Source organism: Ruegeria atlantica (assembly GCF_013033965.1).
Lineage (GTDB): Bacteria > Pseudomonadota > Alphaproteobacteria > Rhodobacterales > Rhodobacteraceae > Ruegeria > Ruegeria atlantica_D.
In genome coordinates, this window is the sequence record NZ_WQFE01000002.1 from 210,852 (window position 1) to 230,033 (window position 19,182).

Consider the following 19,182-nt stretch of genomic DNA (forward strand, 5'->3'; position numbering starts at 1 on the left):
GCTGTTCTGATCAGAGCTGGCGCATCGCAGTGTACATTCTTGATGTCATCCTAAACTGATCAGCTGCGATTTTGTCGCTGTCACGCTCCATAGCCAACGCCGCGTCAGCCGATCCCAGCCAGTCAACAGCGCACTGATGGTTGCCTTGATCGCCCATCCAGGCGCTGATCGTCCCCTGAACGATTTCGGGGTGAAACTGAACACCCCATGCCCGGTTCCCGACGCGTATGGCTTGCACCGCACATCCCACTGATCCTGCAAGAACGGTCGTGCCAGGTGGCAGATCCTGAGCGCTGACCCCGTGCCATTGAAGGACGGTGAACTGCCGGGGCTGGGCGGCAAATAGGGCATCCTGATACGCGCTGTCAGTCAGCGCGACAGGTAGCACGCCGATTTCGGGGGTCTGCATGCGCTGGCAAGTGCCGCCCAGTGCATCAACAAGCAATTGATGTCCAAGACAGATACCGAAATACGGTCGATTGAGATCACGCACCCATGTCCTGATGGCCTGCTTTTCAAGAGTTAGCCACGGGTAGGTATTCATCTCCCAGACATCCATTGGACCACCCATCACCAGCAAAAGATCAAAATTGTCCAATTGTGGAATGGGTTGCCCTTTGTAGAGATGTACGATCTGCATATCATCCTGGTGATTGGCGATGTGGTCGCAAAATGCGCCGGGACCTTCACCTTGGGTATGTTGAAAAACCAGAACGTTCATGGCGTGCCTCTTGGGGCTTGAAGAAACAGGGCCGCAGCTTGTGCCACGGCCCAGAGACGCAATCCTGTAATCCGGCCTAGATGTCCAATGTGTTGTCTTTTTCCCAGCGCGAGAAATGAGAGACGAAAGAGTTCCACTCCTGATGTTTCATCTTGAGGAACGCGGATGAGAACTCGGCACCCATCATGGCCTTCAACTCCTTGTCCTTGTCGTATTCACGCAGGGCATCAAGCATGTTCAAAGGCAGCTTCGGTGCGCCGCGTACCTTGTGGCCTTCTGCGTACATGTCGATGTCCCAGCGCTTGCCAGGATCCGCCTTGGACCGGATACCGGACAGACCTGCCGCTATGATGACGGCTTGCAGCAGATAGGGGTTGGTGGCACCGTCTGGCAGGCGCAGCTCAAACCGGCCGGGGCCGGGGACGCGCACCATATGCGTCCGGTTGTTACCGGTCCAGGTCACGGTATTGGGCGCCCATGTTGCGCCTGACATGGTTCGCGGCGCGTTGATACGTTTATAGCTGTTCACTGTAGGGTTGGTGATCGCTGCCAGCGCTGAGGCGTGTTTCATGATGCCGCCCAGGAAGTGTTTTCCGCGTTCGCCCAGACCGACCTCTCCGGTGGGGCCTTCGCCTTCACCAGCAAATACGTTGGTTTTTGCATCCGTGCCCGGCGCATCCCAGACCGAGATATGCGCATGACAGCCATTGCCGGTCAGTCCTTCGACTGGTTTCGGCATGAAGGTCGCCCGAAGCCCGTGTTTTTCGGCCACGGATTTGGTCATGAACTTGAAGAACGAGTGCTTGTCTGCCGTGCGCAGAACGTCGTCAAATTCCCAGTTCATCTCGAACTGGCCATTGGCGTCCTCGTGATCGTTTTGATACGGCCCCCAGCCCAGTTCCAGCATATAGTCGCAGATCTCGCGTACCACGTCATAGCGACGCATAACCGCCTGCTGATCGTAACAGGGCTTTTCGGCTGTATCGAACGGGTCGCTGATCTGCTCTCCGTCTGGGGTCAGCAAAAAGAACTCGGCCTCGATGCCGGTTTTGACATGCAGACCTTCGGCGGCGGCCTCGTCGATCAGGCGGCGCAACACGTTGCGCGGCGCTTGCGCCACATCCTGGCCTTCCATCACGCAGTTGCCAGCGACCCAGGCCACTTCGGGCTTCCAGGGCAATTGAATGACCGAGGACGGATCAGGTACCGCCAACATGTCTGGATGTGCCGGTGTCATATCGAGCCAGGTTGCAAAGCCGGCAAAGCCAGCGCCATCTTCCTGCATCTCCGCAATTGCCTGTGCGGGCACCAGTTTGGCCCGCTGTCCGCCGAACAGGTCGGTGAACGAGATCATGAAGTATTTGACGCCTTTTTCTTTTGCGAAAGCTGCGAGATCTGTCGTCACGATTGCTTTCCTTTCCCTGTTGAATTTTAGTTTTTCAAAGCAAAAACGCGGCCCCCTTCAGGGAGCCGCGCAGCATCGTTTCAGAACCCGTCCTTGCCCGGGTACCAACTGGTTCCCGCCAGCGGCACCCGCGCCATGGCGGCGGCCTCCATTGTCAGGGCGCACAAGTCCTCGGGCTCGAGGTTGTGCAGATGGTTGTGACCACAGGCGCGGGCGATGGTCTGCGCCTCAAGTGTCATAACTTTCAGATAGTTACGCAGCCTGCGGCCCGCATCGACCGGGTCCAGACGTGCGGCCAGATCAGGGTCTTGCGTGGTGATACCAGCCGGGTCTTGGCCTTCATGCCAGTCGTCATAGGCGCCGGTGGTTGTACCCAGCTTTTGATATTCAGATTCCCATTTCGGGTCGTTATCGCCCAGCGCCACCAGTGCGGCCGTGCCGATGGCGACCGCATCTGCACCCAGCGCCAGCGCTTTGGCAACATCGGCCCCTGTGCGGATACCGCCCGAGATGACCAGTTGGACCTCGCGGTGCACGCCCAGATCCTGCAGCGCTTGCACGGCCGGGCGAATGCAAGACAGCGTTGGAAGTCCGACATGTTCGATGAACACGTCCTGCGTGGCCGCCGTGCCACCTTGCATACCATCCATGACGACAACGTCGGCTCCGGCTTTCACGGCCAATGCAGTGTCATAGTAGGGGCGGGTTGCGCCAACTTTCACATAGATCGGCACCTGCCAATCCGTGATCTCACGCAGTTCGAGGATCTTGATCTCCAGATCGTCCGGGCCGGTCCAATCCGGATGGCGACAGGCCGAACGCTGGTCGATCCCCTTGGGCAGCGTGCGCATCTCGGCCACCCGGTCACTGATCTTTTGGCCCAGCAGCATACCGCCGCCGCCGGGTTTCGCACCCTGGCCAACCACGATCTCGATCGCGTCCGCTTTGCGCAGGTCATTGGGGTTCATACCATAGCGCGAAGGCAGGTATTGATAGACCAGCTTGGTTGAATGACCGCGTTCCTCGGGCGTCATGCCGCCATCACCGGTGGTGGTAGACGTGCCCGCCGCAGATGCGCCACGGCCCAAGGCTTCTTTTGCCGGGCCGGACAAGGCACCAAAGCTCATGCCCGCAATGGTGATCGGGATATCCAGCTCAATCGGCTTTTTGGCAAAGCGCGTGCCCAGTGTGACCGAGGTATCGCAGCGTTCGCGATAGCCCTCCAGCGGATAGCGTGACACCGACGCTCCCAGAAACAGCAGGTCGTCAAAGTGCGGAACCTTCCGTTTGGCACCACCGCCACGAATATCATAGATGCCGGTCGCAGCGGCGCGACGGATCTCTGCGTTGATCGGGTTGGAAAACGTCGCCGACTGAATCGGCAGGGTGCGGGGGATCTGATCGTCCATATCTTTCATACCCTTCTTCCTCAGTAAGCGGCGGAATTGTCGATGTCGAAATTGTAGAGCTGACGGGCCGAGCCATAGCGTTTGAACTCTTCCGGCTTGGCGTCGCTGCCCGCACGATCCAGCAAGTCTTTCAGGATATTCAGATGCTCGGGGCGCATTTCCTTCTCGATGCAATCGGCGCCGAGGCTTTTGACCGAACCACGCACGAATAGCCGTGCCTCGTAGAGTGAATCCCCAAGCGCATCGCCTGCGTCTCCGCAAACCACCAGATTTCCTGCTTGCGCCATGAAGGCGGACATGTGGCCGATATTGCCATGCACCACGATGTCGATGCCTTTCATCGAGATGCCGCAGCGCGAGCTTGCATTGCCTTTGATCACAAGCAACCCGCCGTGGCCCGTGGCCCCGGCGTACTGGCTGGCGTCGCCGTCAACAATGACCTGACCGGACATCATATTCTCGGCCACGCCCGGACCAACTGAGCCTTCGACCTTGATGGTCGCCTGCTGGTTCATCCCGGCACAATAGTACCCGGTCGAGCCCTTGACCGTCACCTCAATGGGTGCGTCCAGCCCGACGGCAATCGCATGACTGCCCTTGGGGTTCACGATTTCCCAGCTTGTTTGATTGGTCTCAGCGTTTTGCGCCTGCAGGGACGAGTTCAATCCGCGCAGCCCGTCTGCCTCTAGATCATAGGTCTGCATATCAGGCGGCCTTTTCGTGTGTTGTTGGGCTGTTGGTGTGCGACCAGAAATAAACAGTGGAAGGCTCAGGCTCCCAAACCCGGGCGTCTTCGATTCCGGGCAGGTTCACAAGGGCGCGGTATTCGCTGCCAAAGGCCACATATTGATCTGTTTCCGCCATCACCGCGGGTTTGCAGGCAATCGGGTCGCGCACGACGCCAAAGCCGTCTTTTGTGCCCACAACAAAAGTAAAAAATCCGTCCAGATCATCGATGCTGGTTTCCAGAGCTTCCCCCAAAGTGGCTCCGTTCATCATTTTCCAAGTGAGGTATGCAGCACCAACTTCGGTGTCGTTCTCGGTTTGGATAACCACACCCTCGCGGCGCAGCTTTCGGCGCAACGAGTTGTGGTTGGACAGCGACCCATTATGGACCAGACATTGATCGGATCCCGTATTGAAAGGGTGCGCGCCCATAGTCGTCACCGCAGATTCCGTGGCCATTCGGGTGTGACCAATGCCGTGGGTCCCGCTCATGCCGCTCAGGTTGAAGCGGTCCGCAACATCCTTGGGCAGGCCAACTTCCTTATAGATTTCGAGGCTGTCACCCCGGCTCATGATCCGAACCGAGGGGCGGATTTCGGCCAGTGCTGTGCGCGCGGCTTCGAACTGACCGGCGGGAACTTCCAGAACAGTATGTGTATCGTTGTCCGTCTGACCAACCATCGCACCTAGGCTTTTGCCCAGCTCATCGGCCAAGCCGACAAAGTCGGTTTCGGGGGTGGGGGACTGAACCGTTATCTTGGTTTTCCCGTCCCTTTCCGCGCCGTAGATCGCAATACCGGCACTGTCGGGGCCACGATCTGTCATCGTGATCAGCATGTCTGTCAGCATATTGCCCAGTTGGGGCGCAAGAGACTGGTCTTTGAGGAATAATCCAACAATTCCGCACATGGCTGGCAGATCTCCTTGTGTGTTTCGTTATGATTCGACGGTACCAACAAATTCGCAGGACATCAATAATCATAGGAAAGTTTTTTTCCTAAGAGGCAATGGGCGAGACCTCTGGTTTCTCGCCCATTGCAGGTTCTTTTTGAAGCTGAGTCAGTATCGCTCTAACTGGGCTTTCACTTTTTCTTCGTCACCAGTGTGGCGTGCCTTTTCCAGGTGTTCGCCTTCGCGGACAAACTGAATGCGATGCCAGCCAATCCAGAACACGACGCCGACAATGACCATTAGAACTTCGTAGCCCTGGAAGGGGTAGATCGGTCCAACCTCAGCAAGATCGACAGCCCAGCTTGTGTATCCATTTGTAGACATGTCTCTCTCCTTTACTTGGCAGCCGCGCCTGCACGGGCGGCCAGTTCCTGTTTGTCAGCTTCGATGATTGCGGCCTTTGCGTCCTCGTAGGCGTGATGCTCGGCATAATCGAGGCCTTGCAGTTCAACCTCTTCCGGGATGCGCAGCACGCCCATGGAAGATTGAATCTTGGCCAGAGCCCATCCAGGCAGGAAGCCCAGAACAAAGAACATGATGACCGCGCCGGTGATCTGCCCGATCGGGTTGATCGTTGCATAACCTTCGTAAGGCGATGACGGGACACCCCACAGGACAAACCCTGAGATCACCAGACCAACGAACCCGGCGTAACCGTGCACCGCAACGGCACCCACCGCGTCATCCAGCTTGAACCGGCGTTCGACCCAATAGTGCAGCTTGTACACGATGACGACACCGATGGCGGCAATGATCATCGCCTGGATTGGGTGATACAGATCGTTACCGGCCGAGGCGGTGATGATTCCGGCAAGCCCGCCCGAGAATGTCCAGAACGCATCACCTTTCGAGATCACATATGCTGCCATCAGACCGCCAGACAGCGACATGAGGAAGTTGAAGGTGATCGCCGACAGGGTCGTCGGAGCCAGATAGATGTTGGTTGCTGTCCAGGTTACGCCGGTGATTTGGCCGTCAATCGCCTCGGGCGAAATGGCAGGAACGTTGCAAGCGGCATAGAAGCCCCAGAACCCGGTATAGATCAGAAAGATTCCGATCGTCAGCAGCCATGGATTGTGCGGCGGGATGTCCCGCGGCGTGCCGTCCTTGGCGAATTTGCCGAGGCGCGGCCCCAGAACCATAATCACGCCAAGCGCGTAGCCCCCGGCAATGGCATGGATAACCCCAGAGGCGTAAGCATCATGGTAGCCTAGGATTCGCACCATCCAGCCGCCATAGTGCCAGCCCCAGGCGGCGTCGATGATCCACCAGACCGATCCGATCATGACCGCATGCACCCAAAGGGCCGAAGATCTGATCCGTTCGATCACAGACCCGGAAACGATTGATGCTGCAGTCCAAGAGAACAGCAGGAATGCGGCCCAGAAAACCCCTGTGATTCTATCGCCAAGGTTGGTCGCCATCGTGTCGGCCCAGGGTAGGTTTGCTGCACCCGCTTCTGTGTCGAGCCCACCCCAGAACGGAAAGTTTGGAAAAGCCCAGTAGATCCACCATCCGAAGAAGAAGAATGTGACCGTCACAAGCGGGATGATCATGATGTTTTTCATCAATGTGTGCATATGGTTACGGGCTCGGCTGGCGCCGACCTCGTACATGCAAAAGCCCACATGGATGAGGAACATGAAAACGACCGTTACCCAGTAATAAAACTCGGTAAAGACCGTCGTAAGTGCGTTTAGATTACCATCCACTTCGTAGTCTCCCTGTTGTTGCAGCAGGAGGTCTCTCTCCGGAGTTTTCCTGCTGGGAAATTTTATCTACTCAGGGGACAATTTCATTGACGACCTGTCAATAGATATGTGGGGCAAACATCTTTTACATGGGCGTCGCGACCGTGCCTTGATGAGAGATTTCACTATTCAAGGTACTGATAATAAAAAGTTTTATAGGAAATCTTTGGATGTTCCAGGGTGCAAAAAACGCAGGCTAATATTCCCAACAGGAAAAAATTCTGCACACAGGTGTTGATTTTGAACCCGACATCGGCCTCAATATGGGCAACAAAAGCAATCAACGGGAGACTTGAACCATGGCCATTCTTTGGAGGACGTCAGCCCTTGCGCAGCGCCATGCCGAGATCGGCGGCGAACTTGAGGACTGGAACGGAATGGGGACCGCCTGGTTCTATGACCACAGTCCTGAACGCGCCAAAGCGGACTATGAAGCGATCCGTACCAAAGCGGGTCTTATGGATGTATCGGGTCTGAAAAAGGTTCACGTGGTTGGCGAAGATGCCGCCTATGTCATTGACCGCGTCACCACGCGGAACGTGGAAAAGATCATGCCGGGCCGGTCGACCTATGCTTCGATCCTGAATGCCGAAGGCAAGTTTGTTGATGACTGCATCATTTATCGCTTATCGGTGAACACATGGCTTGTCGTGCATGGCACGGGGACAGGCATGGAGCAGCTGACATCGGTTGCGGCGGGCAAGAACTGCGCGGTCATATTTGACGACGACATGCACGACATGTCGCTGCAGGGACCGGTGGCCGTTGATTTTCTGGCCAAGCACATTCCCGGAATTCGAGACCTGGCTTATTTTGGGATTATGCAGACCAAGCTCTATGGTTGCCCGGTAATGATCTCGCGGACCGGTTATACCGGTGAACGTGGGTACGAAATTTTCTGCCAGGCCAAGCACGCTGTGCACCTTTGGGACAACATTCTGGCTGAGGGTAAAGACATGGGTATCGTCCCGGTTCAGTTCTCGACGCTCGATCTGCTGCGTACCGAAAGCTACCTGCTGTTTTACCCCGGTGATAACTCTGAAACCTATCCGTTCGACGATGAAACCTGTGGTGATACGCTGTGGGAGTTGGGTCTGGAATTCACCGTCTCACCTGGAAAAACCGGGTTCATCGGGGCCGAGAACCACTATGCCTCTCAAGGCAAGGAAAGGTTCAAGATCTATGGTGTTAAACTCGACGGCACGACCCCCGCGGACGAGGGCGCTGACCTCCTGCAGAACGGTGAAAAAGTCGGTGTTGTCACCTTCGGCATGTACTCCGAGATCAACGGACACAACGTTGGCATTGCGCGGATGCCGGTTGCCTGCGCGTCACCCGGAACCAATCTGACGGTCCGCAACGGCGATGGGACAGAAATAGCGGCGACCGCGGAAGAGATGCCGTTCTACGATCAGGACAAATCGATCAGAACCGCAAAGGGCTGAGTTTCAGGGGGCGCGACGGGCAAACCGTGGCGCCCTTTTCCTATTTGAGGGCACAATGTCAAAGTTCGAATTTCCCAAGTCAATCGCAAGCCGCCCGGTCTGGGGCACGCTAGAGGTTCGCCAGGGCGAACATCATCTCATGATCGCTGAGGCCGAAGGCGCCGAAGCCGTTCTTGACATCGCAACCTCCGACCTGATGGCCAAAACCCATCTGATCTACATTCCCAAAGGCACGGACTACTCGGAAAAGCTGCAGGCGCTGAACCCCGCACAATTCTACGAAGGCCCGTCCTATGAAGCCGCGCTGCAGCGCATTCGCCGCGTGCTGGAGGACGCGCATATGGGGTTGCAGGTCTATCTGACCGGTACAGAGGGCATGATGGGGCAGGCCATGAACGAGGTGATGGCCGTCGGTCTTCCACACACGGCGATCCAGACGGAACATCGCGGCTCGACTGCGCGCCGGATGCAATGCGTCCACTGCAAGGGCATTACCGAAGACGTTGAGATTGATCCGTTTGTCTGTTCGCATTGCGGGCTGAACCTGTTCGTGCGCGATCACTATTCCCGCCGACTAGCCGCTTATCAGGGTGTTCGCGTTGATGCCGAAGATCATGGTAACGTGCCCGAGCCGAAGGGGATCTACGAATGAGTGGCGCCGAAAAAATTCAGGTCAAAGTGACCGAGATCACCCCGCTGAACGAGTTGGTTACGCGGTTCCGGTTCGAACGAACCGATGGCAGTCAATTGCCAACCTTTTCGGGCGGAGCGCATACGGTTGTCGAAATGCAGGACGGAGGCATCACCCGGCTCAACCCATATTCGCTGATGTCCGACCCGTTCGATCAGTCATCCTACACCATTTCGGTTCGGCGCGATGACGAGGGCAGGGGCGGGTCGTTGTTCATGCACCGTCAGGTCAAGCTGGGCGATGAAATGACAATCAGCTATCCGGTCAACCTGTTCTCACTCGATCTGCGTGCCCGCAAGCACCTGTTACTGGCCGGCGGCATCGGGATCACCCCGTTTCTGGCGCAAATCAAACAGTTGGAACTGCTGCACGGGCATTGGGAGCTGCACTATGCCTGCCGTAATCACACGCTGGCATCTTATGCCGAGCAATTAACAGACAGGCATCCGAACGAAACGCACCTGTATTACGACGATCAGAACCAGCAGATCGATCTGAAGAATCTGCTCAGCGGGCAGCCTCTGGGCACACATGTCTATGTCTGCGGCCCCAAGGGTATGATCGATTGGGTGCGAAGCACCGCCGCCGCCGAAGGTTGGCCAGAAGATTGCGTACATTACGAAGAGTTTCTGGCACCTCAACCCGGCAAACCGTTCGAGGTGCGACTGGCGAAGTCGGACAAGGTCATTCATGTGGGTGAAAATGAAAGCCTGCTCGAAGCTATTGAACGGGAAGGCGTGGATGCGCCGTATCTGTGCCGCGGCGGGGCTTGCGGTCAGTGCGAAACCGTTGTGCTGGATCACCACGGAAACTTTGTGCACCGCGATCACTGGCTGACCGACGAAGAAAAGGCTGCGGGCAAGAAAATAATGCCCTGCGTATCGCGTTTCGAGGGCAAGTCCCTCGTGTTGGACCGCTGAGAGGAGGCCCTACATGACCATTCAATTCAACGACGAATCCTTCCGCGACGACTATACGTTCCACAACTCGGACTGGGCGATCAAACGCTTTCCCTTCCCGTTCCACGAAGACAGCTACATGTATTCGGTCAACATGGAACAGCATCGCGGTGGACCCGAGGGCTCGGTCTATGAGATGCGGTTTGATGTCGACGAGCATTATGTGTCCGAGATGAAAGACCGGGCCATCGTTTTGGATCAGGACCCGCTGCGCTGTCAGTCGTTGCCGCATATGACATTGGCGGGTTGGGACTTGCTGGAACTGATCATGGTCAGCAAATCCGAGGACTACCCGGACCTGTTCGAGCTGCACCGCAACGGCAACCAGTGGCGTTGGATCAACAAGCCGCTGGGGATTGATCACAGCTTTACCTTCATGGATGAAACGACGCTGCCTTACGGTCCGATGGAATACATCACGCGTCAGGCTCAGGGCGATTTCGCTGTATTGGATCAGCGTGATGAGATGCTGTGGATGGATGCCGGTATGGTCACAACTCAAGCCGACTGGAGCCTGGACTTTGACATCGGCATGAACTTTTTCGAATGGCATGCACCGGTTCCAAAAGCCCATGAGATGGGCATTTTCCAGCGTGCCCTGAAGTTCCTGCTGAATATCCAGCAAGGCGCACCTGCGCGGCGTTTGAACTGGACCATGACGGTGAATCCGCTACTAGATACCAGCCCGGAAAACTACCACAAATGGGGCATCCAGAAGACCACGCTGACACCAGAAAACATTGCGCACAAGCAGCATCTGCGCGTCGAATTGCAAACCTTCTTCCGTCTACCGCGGTCCAATGCGCTGGTGTTTCCGATCCGTTGTTATCTGTGCAGTTTTCAGGACCTGATGACCGTTCCAAAATGGGGCCGTCGTCTGCACCGCGTTATCCGGGACCTGCCGGTAGAACTGGCCACTTACAAAGGGTTCATCGACAACCGTCCAATGATGCTGGACTATCTCAGCCAGTTCGACGATGGGTTGCCAACTTCGCCGGGGATCTGGCCGGATCTTGAAACGGAACCGCCGTTGTCAAAGTAAGCGCACGCTGCGACGTGTCTTCGCCCAAATGGTTGATCCGGACAAATCACCTTGGTTGATTCCAAGCAATGACATCGCACTTCGAGATGTGCTTGCTCTGCTGCGCGCGTCATTTCGATATATGGATGGCCGGGTCGACCCTCCGTCTTCCATCCATCGGCTGACGGTGGAAAGAATGCGCACCTTTTGTCAGGGTGGCGGTGAAATCTGGGCCATCGGCCGACCACTATTTGCGTGCATGTTCCTGACGCGCAAGCCCGACAGCTTGTACTTGGGAAAACTGGCGGTGAATGAAGGAAGGCGGGGGCAGGGTATCTGCCGCTTGTTGGTCAATCACGCCGAAAGCCGTGCAGCAGAGCTTGGTCTGCCTGCGCTGGAACTGGAAACGCGCGTGGAGCTCACTGAAAACCATCGCGTGTTTTCAAGGCTCGGATTTACCATGGTGGGCACGGGCAGTCATGAAGGCTATGATCGCCCCACAGATTTCTTACTGCGCAAGAAGATCAATTTGTCTGCGGATAGCTGATGACAGAAATGTACCGGGCTGGCAGCTTTACCAACCGTTCTGGGCCGTGCGGGGCATCAGCGTCAAAGAAAAGGGTGTCGCCGGGCTTCAATGGGTAAATCTGGTCTCCGTGGCGGTAATCCACCTCGCCTTCCAATATGTAAATCGTCTCGATTCCGCCGTGTTGGAAAGTTGGGAACACGTCCGACTCGGCGGTTAGAGTGATCAGGTAAGGTTCTACGATCACCCCCGATCCATTGGACCCAAGATGTCCCAATAGATTGTATTGGTGATTGGCGCGCGTTCCTTCCCGTTCCTGCTCAACGCCTTCACCGGCCTTTGTGTGAACCGCTTCGCGACGCTCTTCGAATTGTCGAAAGAAGCTTGTAAGGGGAACCGAGAGAGCATGAGCCAGCGACTGCAATGTTGTCAAAGAAGGCGACGTGTTTCCGTTTTCGATCTTCGACAGCATACCAATCGACAATCCGGTCATCTGAGCCAATTCTGCGACCGTCGTATTCTGCTGCTTGCGGAAGGCCCGAACTTCGCGACCAATGGCAACTTCAAGAACTTTTTCTCTGTCACCCGAACGAACGGAATGTGGGTCCTGCGTTAAGTCTGTCGCCATTTCTTTGTCGCGTTTCTTCAATTTCACTCTTTCAATTTCTTGCTACACTTGTCGAAACCGGTTCTGCAAGCAGGCGTGGCGCAATACCCAATTCAATTCGAACCACGATAGCACAAAATTTTCCTGATAGTAAAATAATAACGCTGGCAGAATAATTGTTGAGGCCGGAATCCCGCAGTGTTCCTCCTTTGCTCTCCAGAACCAATGTGTTGAAAATCTGCCTCCAGGTGGCACGTCCTAATTCATACGAGAATCGTCAGATAACCGGCAATTAACTGTTTCAGAACAGATATTTGTCGGCTTTGGGTTCTGCCGATCTGGTGGTAGCCTTAAGCTTGTAAAAGTTGTTTCCACGCCAGTTTTTTAGACACAGCCAAGGAGTTTCATCATGAAGGGTGACAAAAAGGTAATCGAGTATCTGAACAAAGCCCTGCGTCACGAACTAACCGCCGTCAGCCAATACTGGTTGCACTATCGCCTGCAAGACGATTGGGGCCTTGGCAGCATGGCCAAGAAAAGCCGTGAAGAATCCATTGAAGAGATGGAGCATGCCGACAAGCTTATTGAACGTATTATCTTTCTGGAGGGCCATCCCAACCTGCAAAAACTTGATCCCTTGCGGATCGGTGAAAACCCGCGTGAAACCCTGGAATGCGATCTGGCAGCAGAGCAAAGCGCGCGCGCGCTTTACAAGGAAGCACGGGATGTTTGCAAAGAGGCTGGCGACTATGTCTCGATGGGATTGTTCGAAAGACTGATGTCGGATGAAGAAGGTCACATCGACTTTCTTGAGACACAGATCGAGCTGTATGATCGCGTCGGACCTGAGCTTTTTGCGCATCTCAACGCAACCAAGATGGAAGATGCTGAATAGGCGGTCGTGTTGGCGACGATGGTCGTGGACATTGGCGTGCGTTTCACGGGGCGACTGCGGGGTTAGTGTATCGTCGCCCTAGGCGCATTCCTGCACGCCAAGACCTATCAGGTACTCGCCCGTCACATACAAAAGCTCGTTGGGTCCGGCGAACCGCGCCTTGGACATGAACCAGTTTCTGACCGGTTTTGGGTAGTAGCTGGACAGGGTCGCGCTTTTTCGGTCGAACTCATCGGCCGTCATTTTTTTGCGGTTCGGGTGATGGGGGCCGTGAAAGCCAAAGATCGTGTTGGGCGAAACGCAGACATCGTCCGCACCCAGCAGCATAGTGCAGCTGGAGTGGCAATAGTCCCCGTTGATCTGGAACTGCGCGTTGATCCGGTTGGCGATTTCGATCTGGACCATACGATCCACAATCCGCCCGCCCGGATCATTGCCAACCTGAATCTCTTTTGAACTTGCCGGCATGCTCATCAGGAAGATCGCTGCCAGCGCTGCTATCGTGTTTCTCATCCGCCCGCCTGCTCAAGGGTGGAGTTTTCGTTTTTCTTACGCTTAGCAGAAAAGCAGGGGCACCGGAATGTTGCGACAGGACGCAATCGGTCCCTGTGCCCTCAAAGACCCACCGGAAACCGGATGAAGTCTGCGGATTTCCAAAACGGCCGTTTAGAGATTTTCAAGCAACAGTGGTTTTCGAGAGCTGAGCATCCTGCCTCAGGCGCGTTTTTCACCGATGGATGCGACGCCCAGTACAGATAGCACCTTGGCCTCGATCTGTTCAGCATTCAGACCCGCAACCGCATACATATCCGCAGGGCTGGCCTGGTCGATAAAGGTGTCGGGCAATACCATGGAGCGATACTTAAGACCCTGGTCAAAAACGCCTTCATCCGCCAACAATTGCGCAACATGGCTGCCAAAACCACCGATAGCACCCTCTTCAATGGTGATCAGCGCTTCGTGGTTGGCGGCCAAATCCAAGATCAGATCGCGGTCCAGAGGTTTGGCGAAACGTGCGTCGGCGATTGTGGGTGTGATGCCCCGCGCAGCCAATGCTTCCGCCGCTTTTTGCACTTCGGCCAGCCGGGTTCCGAAGGACAGAAACGCGACGCGCGCGCCTGATTGGATGATCCGGCCTTTGCCGATCTCCAAGACCTCTCCGCGTTCGGGCAGGTCAACGCCAGCTCCTTCTCCACGCGGATAACGGAAAGCGATGGGGCCATCATCATGCGCAGCAGCTGTGGCAACCATATGTACCAGTTCTGCCTCATCGGCTGCAGCCATGACCACGATGCCGGGCAAATTTGACAAATAGGCGATATCGAACGACCCCGCGTGGGTGGCGCCATCCGCGCCCACCAACCCCGCGCGGTCGATTGCAAAGCGAACCGGCAGGCGCTGAATGGCCACGTCATGCACGACCTGATCATAGCCCCGCTGCAGGAAGGTGGAGTAAATCGCACAAAACGGTTTCATCCCCCCCGCAGCCAGAGCGGCGGCGAAGGTCACGCCGTGCTGTTCGGCAATCGCCACATCGAAACAGCGCGACGGGTAGCGTTCCGCAAACAGGTTCAGCCCGGTGCCGTCGGGCATCGCGGCGGTGACCGCAACGATCTTGTCGTCCCGTGCGGCCTCTTCCACCAGCGTTTTGCCAAAGACCGACGTATAAGACGGTGCGTTTGAAGGCGCCTTCTTCTGCTCGCCCGTGACCACGTCGAATTTCGCGGTCGCATGGCCTTTGTCGCGGGCTTGCTCGGCGGGGGCATACCCCTTGCCCTTTTTTGTCAGTACGTGGATCAGGATCGGGCCGGTCGCGCGGGCTTTGACCGTGCGCAAGACCGGCAACAGCTGGTCCATATCGTGCCCGTCAATCGGGCCGAGATACGAAAAGCCCAACTCTTCGAACAAAGTGCCGCCTACGGCCATGCCCTTGAGCATCTCTTTGGCCCGTTTTGCACCTTCGCGGAATGGTTCCGGCAGCAGGGACACCGCACCTTTGGCGGCTGCCTTCAGGTCGTGAAACGGTTCTTCGGCATAGATCCGCGACAGGTAATTGGACAACGCTCCGACGGGCGGCGCGATGCTCATCTCGTTGTCGTTCAGGATGACGATCAGGCGTTTTTTCAGATGGCCGGCGTTGTTCATCGCTTCAAAGGCCATGCCGGCGGACATCGAGCCATCGCCGATCACGGCAATCGCATCACCCAATCCCTCGGGCGTCACACCGCCCAGATCGCGGGCAACAGCAAAACCTAACGCGGCGCTGATTGAAGTTGAACTATGCGCGGCGCCAAACGGGTCATAGGGGCTTTCGCTGCGCTTGGTGAAACCGCTCAGACCGTCTTTCATCCGCAAAGTGCGAATTCGGTCGCGCCGTTCGGTCAGGATTTTATGTGGATAGCACTGGTGTCCAACGTCCCAGATGATCTTGTCGCGCGGCGTGTCGAACACCGCGTGCAGGGCGGTTGTCAGTTCAACAACGCCCAAACCCGCGCCCAGATGCCCGCCAGTGACGGATACGGCCGAGATCGTCTCGGACCGCAATTCCTGCGCCAACTGATGCAATTGCGCATCTGAGAACTGCTTGAGATCCGCAGGGCGGTTCACAAGGTCCAGCAGGGGCGTGTTCGGGCGGTCAGACATTTGGCGTTCCTGGCTTAGCTGTCCCGGGCAATAACGAAGCGTGCCGCGTCCTTCAAGGTTTCAGCCTTGGCACCGTACCCGTCCAGCGCGGCGCAGGCCTGATCCACCAGATCTGCGGCGCGGGATTTCGCGGCATCCAGACCCAAAAGCGAAACAAACGTGGCCTTGCCCGCCTCGGCATCCTTTTGCAATCGTTTGCCGGCCTTTTCGGCATCACCTTCAACATCCAGAATGTCATCAGTGATTTGAAAAGCAAGGCCAAGCGCTTGGGCATATTGGCGCAACGGCTCTGGATCCGCTTGCGCCAGACGGGCACCTGCACAGGCGGACCATTCAATCAGTGCTCCGGTTTTGCCTGCTTGCAGCCTGGTGATCTGCTCCAAGGTCAGAGGCGCGGCCGCTGTTTCCGCCGCCATATCCAATGCCTGGCCCAAAACCATCCCCTGCGCACCGCTGGCTTTGGCAAGCGTCAGAGCCAAATCTGCGCGAACCTCGGCATTTCCAACCTCGGGCCGGACGCACAGCTCGAAGGCCAGCGTCTGAAGCGCGTCGCCGGCCAAAACCGCAGTGCCATCATCCCATTTCACATGCACGGTCGGGCGTCCGCGCCGCAAATCGTCATCATCCATGCAGGGAAGGTCATCATGAACCAGCGAATAGGCGTGCAGGGCTTCAATTCCCGTCGCAGGCCAGATTGCCTGCGCAGCGTCAATGCCGTGCAGTCGCGCGCTTTCCAGCACCAGAAAACCGCGCAACCGCTTGCCGCCCTGCGTGGTGTAGGCCATCGCCTTGGTCACATCCAGATCGTCCAGCGCGCTCAGGACCAGATCGAACTGAGCCTGAATCCGCGCGGCATCCTGCGCCAGAACTTCCTTGAACATTTACTGACCTTCGACAGGGGTCGTCCCGGTGGGTTGCCCGTCGGCATCCAGTGTGATTGCCGCCACCTTTTCCTCGGCCCGCTTCAGTTCGTCCTCACAGCGTTTCTTCAACGCCGCACCGCGCTCGTACAGTGCAATGGACTGATCCAGCGCCACATCCCCACGCTCCAGCTGGCCAACAACGGCCTCAAGCTCTTTCATCGCTTGTTCGAATGTCATCTGATCAACAGGAGTATCGGTCATCGGGCTGCCTTCATCAGTTCTTCCACATGGGCACGAGTGGCCTCGGCCAGGGCGTTCAGATCATACCCGCCCTCCAGAGTCGAGACGATACGACCCTCACACAGCTCATCGGCAATCTTGCACAACTCAGCCGTGACCCAGGCAAAATCGCCTGTGGACCAGTTCAAGTTGGCCAGCGGATCGTCCTGATGCGCATCAAAACCTGCTGAAATGATGATCAGCTCCGGCTTGAATGCACGCAGGCGCGGGAAGGCCTGAGTCTCATAGGCCGTGCGCATCTCAGCCCCACCCGAACCGGGGGGTAGCGGAATATTCAGCACCGTTTCATAAGCGCCGGTCTCGTCCGGACGGCCCGAGCCAGGCCAAAGCGGCATCTGCTGGCTGGTGATCACCAGGGCGCGGGCTTCGTCCCACAGCAGATCCTGCGTGCCGTTTCCGTGGTGGACGTCGAAATCCACGACTGCCACACGCTTCAGCCCATGATGATCCAGCGCATGTTTGGCCGCCAGCGCTGCATTGCCAAACAGGCAGAAGCCCATGGCCGTCTCCGTTTCAGCATGGTGTCCGGGGGGACGGATCGCGCAAAAGGCATTCTGGACCTCGCCGCCCAAAACCATATCCACCGCACGTACGACCGCCCCGGCGGCGCGATAGGCCGCATCGACCGACCCCGGAGACATGAACGTGTCGCCGTCAATCTGCTTGAAACCGTCAGAAGGCCTGCTGTCACGGATATCGCGGATGTAGCTTTCCGGATGCACGCGTAGCAGGTCGTCATCTGCAGCCAGCGGCGCGGTAACACGTTTCAGATCCAGCCCTTCCAATGCATGCAGAATGTGCTCCAATCTTGCCACCCGCTCGGGGTGTCCCTGTGGCGTCACATGGTCAAGGCAATCGGCGTGGGTCAAAAGGGCGGTCGTCATTGGGATCCCATCTTCATCTGGCTAACAATATCCTCGCCGAAGGCACAAAAACCCCGCGTAGCGGCTAAATCAATCCGGCGCCAACATATATCCTGCACCCCGTACGGTCTGCAGATAACGCGGCTGCTTGGGGTCTTGTTCGATCTTGCGGCGCAGGCGGGTGATCTGCACGTCCACCGCGCGTTCCTGTGCCTGACCTTTGTCGCGGCCCAGATCTTCGACCAGTTTGGTCCGGCTGATCGGCTCACCCGGCTGGGCCGAGAAAATCTTCATCAACTGGCTTTCGGTCGCTGTCAGGCGTACCGGGTCCTCGCCCTGCCACATCTCGCCACGCTCGATATCGTACCGGATCGGGCCAAGGTGCAGTATCTTCGCCGTCGCATCCTGCGCGGGTGTTTCCGGCATTCGCCGCAATATCGCATTGATCCGCAGCAACAGCTCTTTGGGCTCAAATGGTTTCGCCAGATAGTCATCCGCGCCGGCCTCAAGCCCGGCTATGCGGTGCTCGGTCTCACCGCGCGCCGTCAACAGCAGGATCGGTGTGGCATGGGTCTCGCGTAGCGCCTTGGTCAGGCTGACGCCATCCTCGCCGGGCATCATCACGTCCAGCACGATCATGTCGAAATCCAGCCCCGACAGCACCCGCCGTGCATGCGCCGCATCCCGCGCGGCCGTCACCAGAAATCCGTTCCGCATCAGAAACTTCTTCAACAGATCGCGAATACGCTCGTCATCGTCGACGATCAGCAGATGGGCGTCCATATCGCTCATGAGGTAGTTTCCCGCAGTTTCGTATAGGCATGACGCATATCAGCATCCATCATTGCTTCAAGCACTTTACGAAACCCCGACACAGCCTCGGGTCCCGCCTTTTTGTACGCTGCGCGCATTCGAACGCGCTGGGCTTCAGAGAGTTTGGCCTCCAGCGCCTTACCCTGTTCTGTCAGAAATAGGTGTCTTTCGCGTTTGTCCACTGATCCGACCCGGCTTTCGACAAGCCCGTCCTCAATCAATGTCCGCAAAACCCTGTTCAGAGACTGTTTTGTCACGCCCAGAATGGCCAGAAGGTTGTTTACCGTCGTCCCCGGTGCCCGGTTGATGAAGTGGATCGCCCGGTGATGCGCCCGTCCATAGGCCATTTCGGTCAATATGCGATCCGGATCTGCGGTAAAGCCGCGATAGGCGAAAAACATCGCCTCAATTCCTTGCCGCAACTGCTCGTCGGTCAAAAACAACAGGCTCTCGCCACCAAAGGCTGGGGCGGGGCGGGTATCCGACATAGTATGCCTCATTCGTTACTCGTTCCGAGTTTATGTCAGCGTTATTGACATTCCAAGAGTGGACAGGTATCGAATCGCAGTTTTTGCGCAATTTTATGTCCGATG

The 19,182-nt window shown here is 56.9% G+C and carries 21 protein-coding genes; 6 read left to right on the forward strand and 15 right to left on the reverse strand.

Features of this window, described 5'->3' with window-relative positions:
* Nucleotides 1-10 precede the first annotated feature (10 nt).
* From GOW16_RS04895 to GOW16_RS04925, 7 genes are all read right to left on the reverse strand, one after another.
* Nucleotides 11-721: a type 1 glutamine amidotransferase gene (locus GOW16_RS04895; RefSeq protein WP_170411145.1), complete on the reverse strand. Its 711-nt coding sequence runs from the start codon at nt 719-721 to the stop codon at nt 11-13.
* A gap of 76 nt (nt 722-797) precedes the next feature.
* Nucleotides 798-2,126: a type III glutamate--ammonia ligase gene (glnT, locus tag GOW16_RS04900; protein ID WP_170411148.1), complete on the reverse strand. Its 1,329-nt coding sequence runs from the start codon at nt 2,124-2,126 to the stop codon at nt 798-800.
* An 80-nt stretch (nt 2,127-2,206) separates the two neighbouring features.
* Complete coding sequence (locus GOW16_RS04905) at nt 2,207-3,535, reverse strand: FMN-binding glutamate synthase family protein (RefSeq protein WP_170411971.1); 1,329 nt, start codon at nt 3,533-3,535, stop codon at nt 2,207-2,209.
* 20 nt (nt 3,536-3,555) lie between these two features.
* Complete coding sequence (locus tag GOW16_RS04910; protein ID WP_170411151.1) at nt 3,556-4,239, reverse strand: protein GlxC; 684 nt, start codon at nt 4,237-4,239, stop codon at nt 3,556-3,558.
* A 1-nt stretch (nt 4,240) separates the two neighbouring features.
* Nucleotides 4,241-5,170 carry a class II glutamine amidotransferase gene (locus GOW16_RS04915; protein WP_170411155.1) on the reverse strand — a complete coding sequence of 310 codons (930 nt, stop codon included), beginning with the start codon at nt 5,168-5,170 and terminating at the stop codon, nt 4,241-4,243.
* A 150-nt stretch (nt 5,171-5,320) separates the two neighbouring features.
* Nucleotides 5,321-5,536, reverse strand: a complete 216-nt coding sequence (locus GOW16_RS04920) for a hypothetical protein (RefSeq protein WP_010437786.1) — start codon at nt 5,534-5,536, stop codon at nt 5,321-5,323.
* A gap of 11 nt (nt 5,537-5,547) precedes the next feature.
* The gene (locus GOW16_RS04925; protein WP_170411158.1) at nt 5,548-6,924 is read right to left on the reverse strand and encodes an ammonium transporter; all 1,377 of its coding nucleotides are present in this window, start codon (nt 6,922-6,924) and stop codon (nt 5,548-5,550) included.
* Between the two features lie 338 nt (nt 6,925-7,262).
* On the opposite strand from GOW16_RS04925, the gene GOW16_RS04930 reads away from it, so the two are divergent.
* The 5 genes from GOW16_RS04930 to GOW16_RS04950 are packed head-to-tail and all read left to right on the forward strand — an operon-like array spanning nt 7,263 to nt 11,626.
* Nucleotides 7,263-8,408 carry an aminomethyltransferase family protein gene (locus tag GOW16_RS04930; RefSeq protein WP_170411161.1) on the forward strand — a complete coding sequence of 382 codons (1,146 nt, stop codon included), beginning with the start codon at nt 7,263-7,265 and terminating at the stop codon, nt 8,406-8,408.
* Between the two features lie 55 nt (nt 8,409-8,463).
* Nucleotides 8,464-9,060: a dimethylamine monooxygenase subunit DmmA family protein gene (locus tag GOW16_RS04935; RefSeq protein WP_170411164.1), complete on the forward strand. Its 597-nt coding sequence runs from the start codon at nt 8,464-8,466 to the stop codon at nt 9,058-9,060.
* Complete coding sequence (locus GOW16_RS04940; RefSeq protein WP_170411166.1) at nt 9,057-10,019, forward strand: PDR/VanB family oxidoreductase; 963 nt, start codon at nt 9,057-9,059, stop codon at nt 10,017-10,019. The genes GOW16_RS04935 and GOW16_RS04940 overlap by 4 nt, the downstream gene beginning before the upstream one ends.
* Before the next feature lie 13 nt (nt 10,020-10,032).
* Nucleotides 10,033-11,100, forward strand: coding sequence for a heme-dependent oxidative N-demethylase family protein (locus tag GOW16_RS04945; protein ID WP_170411169.1), 1,068 nt, complete (start codon nt 10,033-10,035; stop codon nt 11,098-11,100).
* Between the two features lie 28 nt (nt 11,101-11,128).
* Nucleotides 11,129-11,626, forward strand: coding sequence for a GNAT family N-acetyltransferase (locus GOW16_RS04950; RefSeq protein WP_170411173.1), 498 nt, complete (start codon nt 11,129-11,131; stop codon nt 11,624-11,626).
* On the opposite strand, the gene GOW16_RS04955 is transcribed toward GOW16_RS04950, so the two are convergent.
* Entirely contained in the window at nt 11,604-12,233 is a 630-nt protein-coding gene (locus GOW16_RS04955; RefSeq protein ID WP_170411974.1) for a helix-turn-helix domain-containing protein, read from the reverse strand. The genes GOW16_RS04950 and GOW16_RS04955 overlap by 23 nt on opposite strands.
* 388 nt (nt 12,234-12,621) lie before the next feature.
* Between GOW16_RS04955 and bfr the strand changes: the two genes are divergently transcribed.
* Nucleotides 12,622-13,107 (forward strand): bacterioferritin, encoded by a 486-nt coding sequence (gene bfr, locus GOW16_RS04960; RefSeq protein WP_170411176.1) that lies wholly within the window; start codon nt 12,622-12,624, stop codon nt 13,105-13,107.
* Nucleotides 13,108-13,185: 78 nt separating this feature from the next.
* Here bfr and GOW16_RS04965 read toward each other — a convergent pair whose 3' ends face one another.
* The 7 genes from GOW16_RS04965 to GOW16_RS04995 all read right to left on the reverse strand — a co-directional run bounded on the left by GOW16_RS04965 (nt 13,186) and on the right by GOW16_RS04995 (nt 19,077).
* Nucleotides 13,186-13,620: a hypothetical protein gene (locus GOW16_RS04965; RefSeq protein WP_170411179.1), complete on the reverse strand. Its 435-nt coding sequence runs from the start codon at nt 13,618-13,620 to the stop codon at nt 13,186-13,188.
* Nucleotides 13,621-13,821: 201 nt separating this feature from the next.
* Nucleotides 13,822-15,750, reverse strand: coding sequence for a 1-deoxy-D-xylulose-5-phosphate synthase (dxs, locus tag GOW16_RS04970; RefSeq protein ID WP_170411182.1), 1,929 nt, complete (start codon nt 15,748-15,750; stop codon nt 13,822-13,824).
* A gap of 14 nt (nt 15,751-15,764) precedes the next feature.
* Nucleotides 15,765-16,631, reverse strand: a complete 867-nt coding sequence (locus GOW16_RS04975; RefSeq protein WP_170411185.1) for a polyprenyl synthetase family protein — start codon at nt 16,629-16,631, stop codon at nt 15,765-15,767.
* The gene (locus tag GOW16_RS04980; protein ID WP_037313918.1) at nt 16,632-16,874 is read right to left on the reverse strand and encodes an exodeoxyribonuclease VII small subunit; all 243 of its coding nucleotides are present in this window, start codon (nt 16,872-16,874) and stop codon (nt 16,632-16,634) included.
* On the reverse strand, nt 16,871-17,797 hold the full coding sequence (locus GOW16_RS04985) for a histone deacetylase family protein (RefSeq protein WP_170411188.1): 927 nt from the start codon (nt 17,795-17,797) through the stop codon (nt 16,871-16,873). Before GOW16_RS04985 ends, GOW16_RS04980 begins: the two co-directional genes overlap by 4 nt.
* A gap of 69 nt (nt 17,798-17,866) precedes the next feature.
* Nucleotides 17,867-18,568, reverse strand: coding sequence for a response regulator (locus GOW16_RS04990; protein ID WP_170411191.1), 702 nt, complete (start codon nt 18,566-18,568; stop codon nt 17,867-17,869).
* Entirely contained in the window at nt 18,565-19,077 is a 513-nt protein-coding gene (locus tag GOW16_RS04995; RefSeq protein ID WP_170411194.1) for a MarR family winged helix-turn-helix transcriptional regulator, read from the reverse strand. Before GOW16_RS04995 ends, GOW16_RS04990 begins: the two co-directional genes overlap by 4 nt.
* Nucleotides 19,078-19,182: the final 105 nt, after the last annotated feature.

Bases quoted from the DNA above. Each gene is read 5' to 3' on its own strand.
- GOW16_RS04895 (WP_170411145.1), bottom strand. From the start codon at position 721: ATGAACGTTCTGGTTTTTCAACATACCCAAGGTGAAGGTCCCGGCGCA.
- GOW16_RS04905 (WP_170411971.1), bottom strand. From the start codon at position 3,535: ATGGACGATCAGATCCCCCGCACCCTGCCGATTCAGTCGGCGACGTTT.
- GOW16_RS04910 (WP_170411151.1), bottom strand. From the start codon at position 4,239: ATGCAGACCTATGATCTAGAGGCAGACGGGCTGCGCGGATTGAACTCG.
- GOW16_RS04915 (WP_170411155.1), bottom strand. From the start codon at position 5,170: ATGTGCGGAATTGTTGGATTATTCCTCAAAGACCAGTCTCTTGCGCCC.
- GOW16_RS04920 (WP_010437786.1), bottom strand. From the start codon at position 5,536: ATGTCTACAAATGGATACACAAGCTGGGCTGTCGATCTTGCTGAGGTT.
- GOW16_RS04930 (WP_170411161.1), top strand. From the start codon at position 7,263: ATGGCCATTCTTTGGAGGACGTCAGCCCTTGCGCAGCGCCATGCCGAG.
- GOW16_RS04935 (WP_170411164.1), top strand. From the start codon at position 8,464: ATGTCAAAGTTCGAATTTCCCAAGTCAATCGCAAGCCGCCCGGTCTGG.
- GOW16_RS04940 (WP_170411166.1), top strand. From the start codon at position 9,057: ATGAGTGGCGCCGAAAAAATTCAGGTCAAAGTGACCGAGATCACCCCG.
- GOW16_RS04945 (WP_170411169.1), top strand. From the start codon at position 10,033: ATGACCATTCAATTCAACGACGAATCCTTCCGCGACGACTATACGTTC.
- GOW16_RS04950 (WP_170411173.1), top strand. From the start codon at position 11,129: ATGGTTGATCCGGACAAATCACCTTGGTTGATTCCAAGCAATGACATC.
- GOW16_RS04955 (WP_170411974.1), bottom strand. From the start codon at position 12,233: ATGGCGACAGACTTAACGCAGGACCCACATTCCGTTCGTTCGGGTGAC.
- bfr (WP_170411176.1), top strand. From the start codon at position 12,622: ATGAAGGGTGACAAAAAGGTAATCGAGTATCTGAACAAAGCCCTGCGT.
- GOW16_RS04965 (WP_170411179.1), bottom strand. From the start codon at position 13,620: ATGAGAAACACGATAGCAGCGCTGGCAGCGATCTTCCTGATGAGCATG.
- dxs (WP_170411182.1), bottom strand. From the start codon at position 15,750: ATGTCTGACCGCCCGAACACGCCCCTGCTGGACCTTGTGAACCGCCCT.
- GOW16_RS04975 (WP_170411185.1), bottom strand. From the start codon at position 16,631: ATGTTCAAGGAAGTTCTGGCGCAGGATGCCGCGCGGATTCAGGCTCAG.
- GOW16_RS04980 (WP_037313918.1), bottom strand. From the start codon at position 16,874: ATGACCGATACTCCTGTTGATCAGATGACATTCGAACAAGCGATGAAA.
- GOW16_RS04985 (WP_170411188.1), bottom strand. From the start codon at position 17,797: ATGACGACCGCCCTTTTGACCCACGCCGATTGCCTTGACCATGTGACG.
- GOW16_RS04990 (WP_170411191.1), bottom strand. From the start codon at position 18,568: ATGAGCGATATGGACGCCCATCTGCTGATCGTCGACGATGACGAGCGT.
- GOW16_RS04995 (WP_170411194.1), bottom strand. From the start codon at position 19,077: ATGTCGGATACCCGCCCCGCCCCAGCCTTTGGTGGCGAGAGCCTGTTG.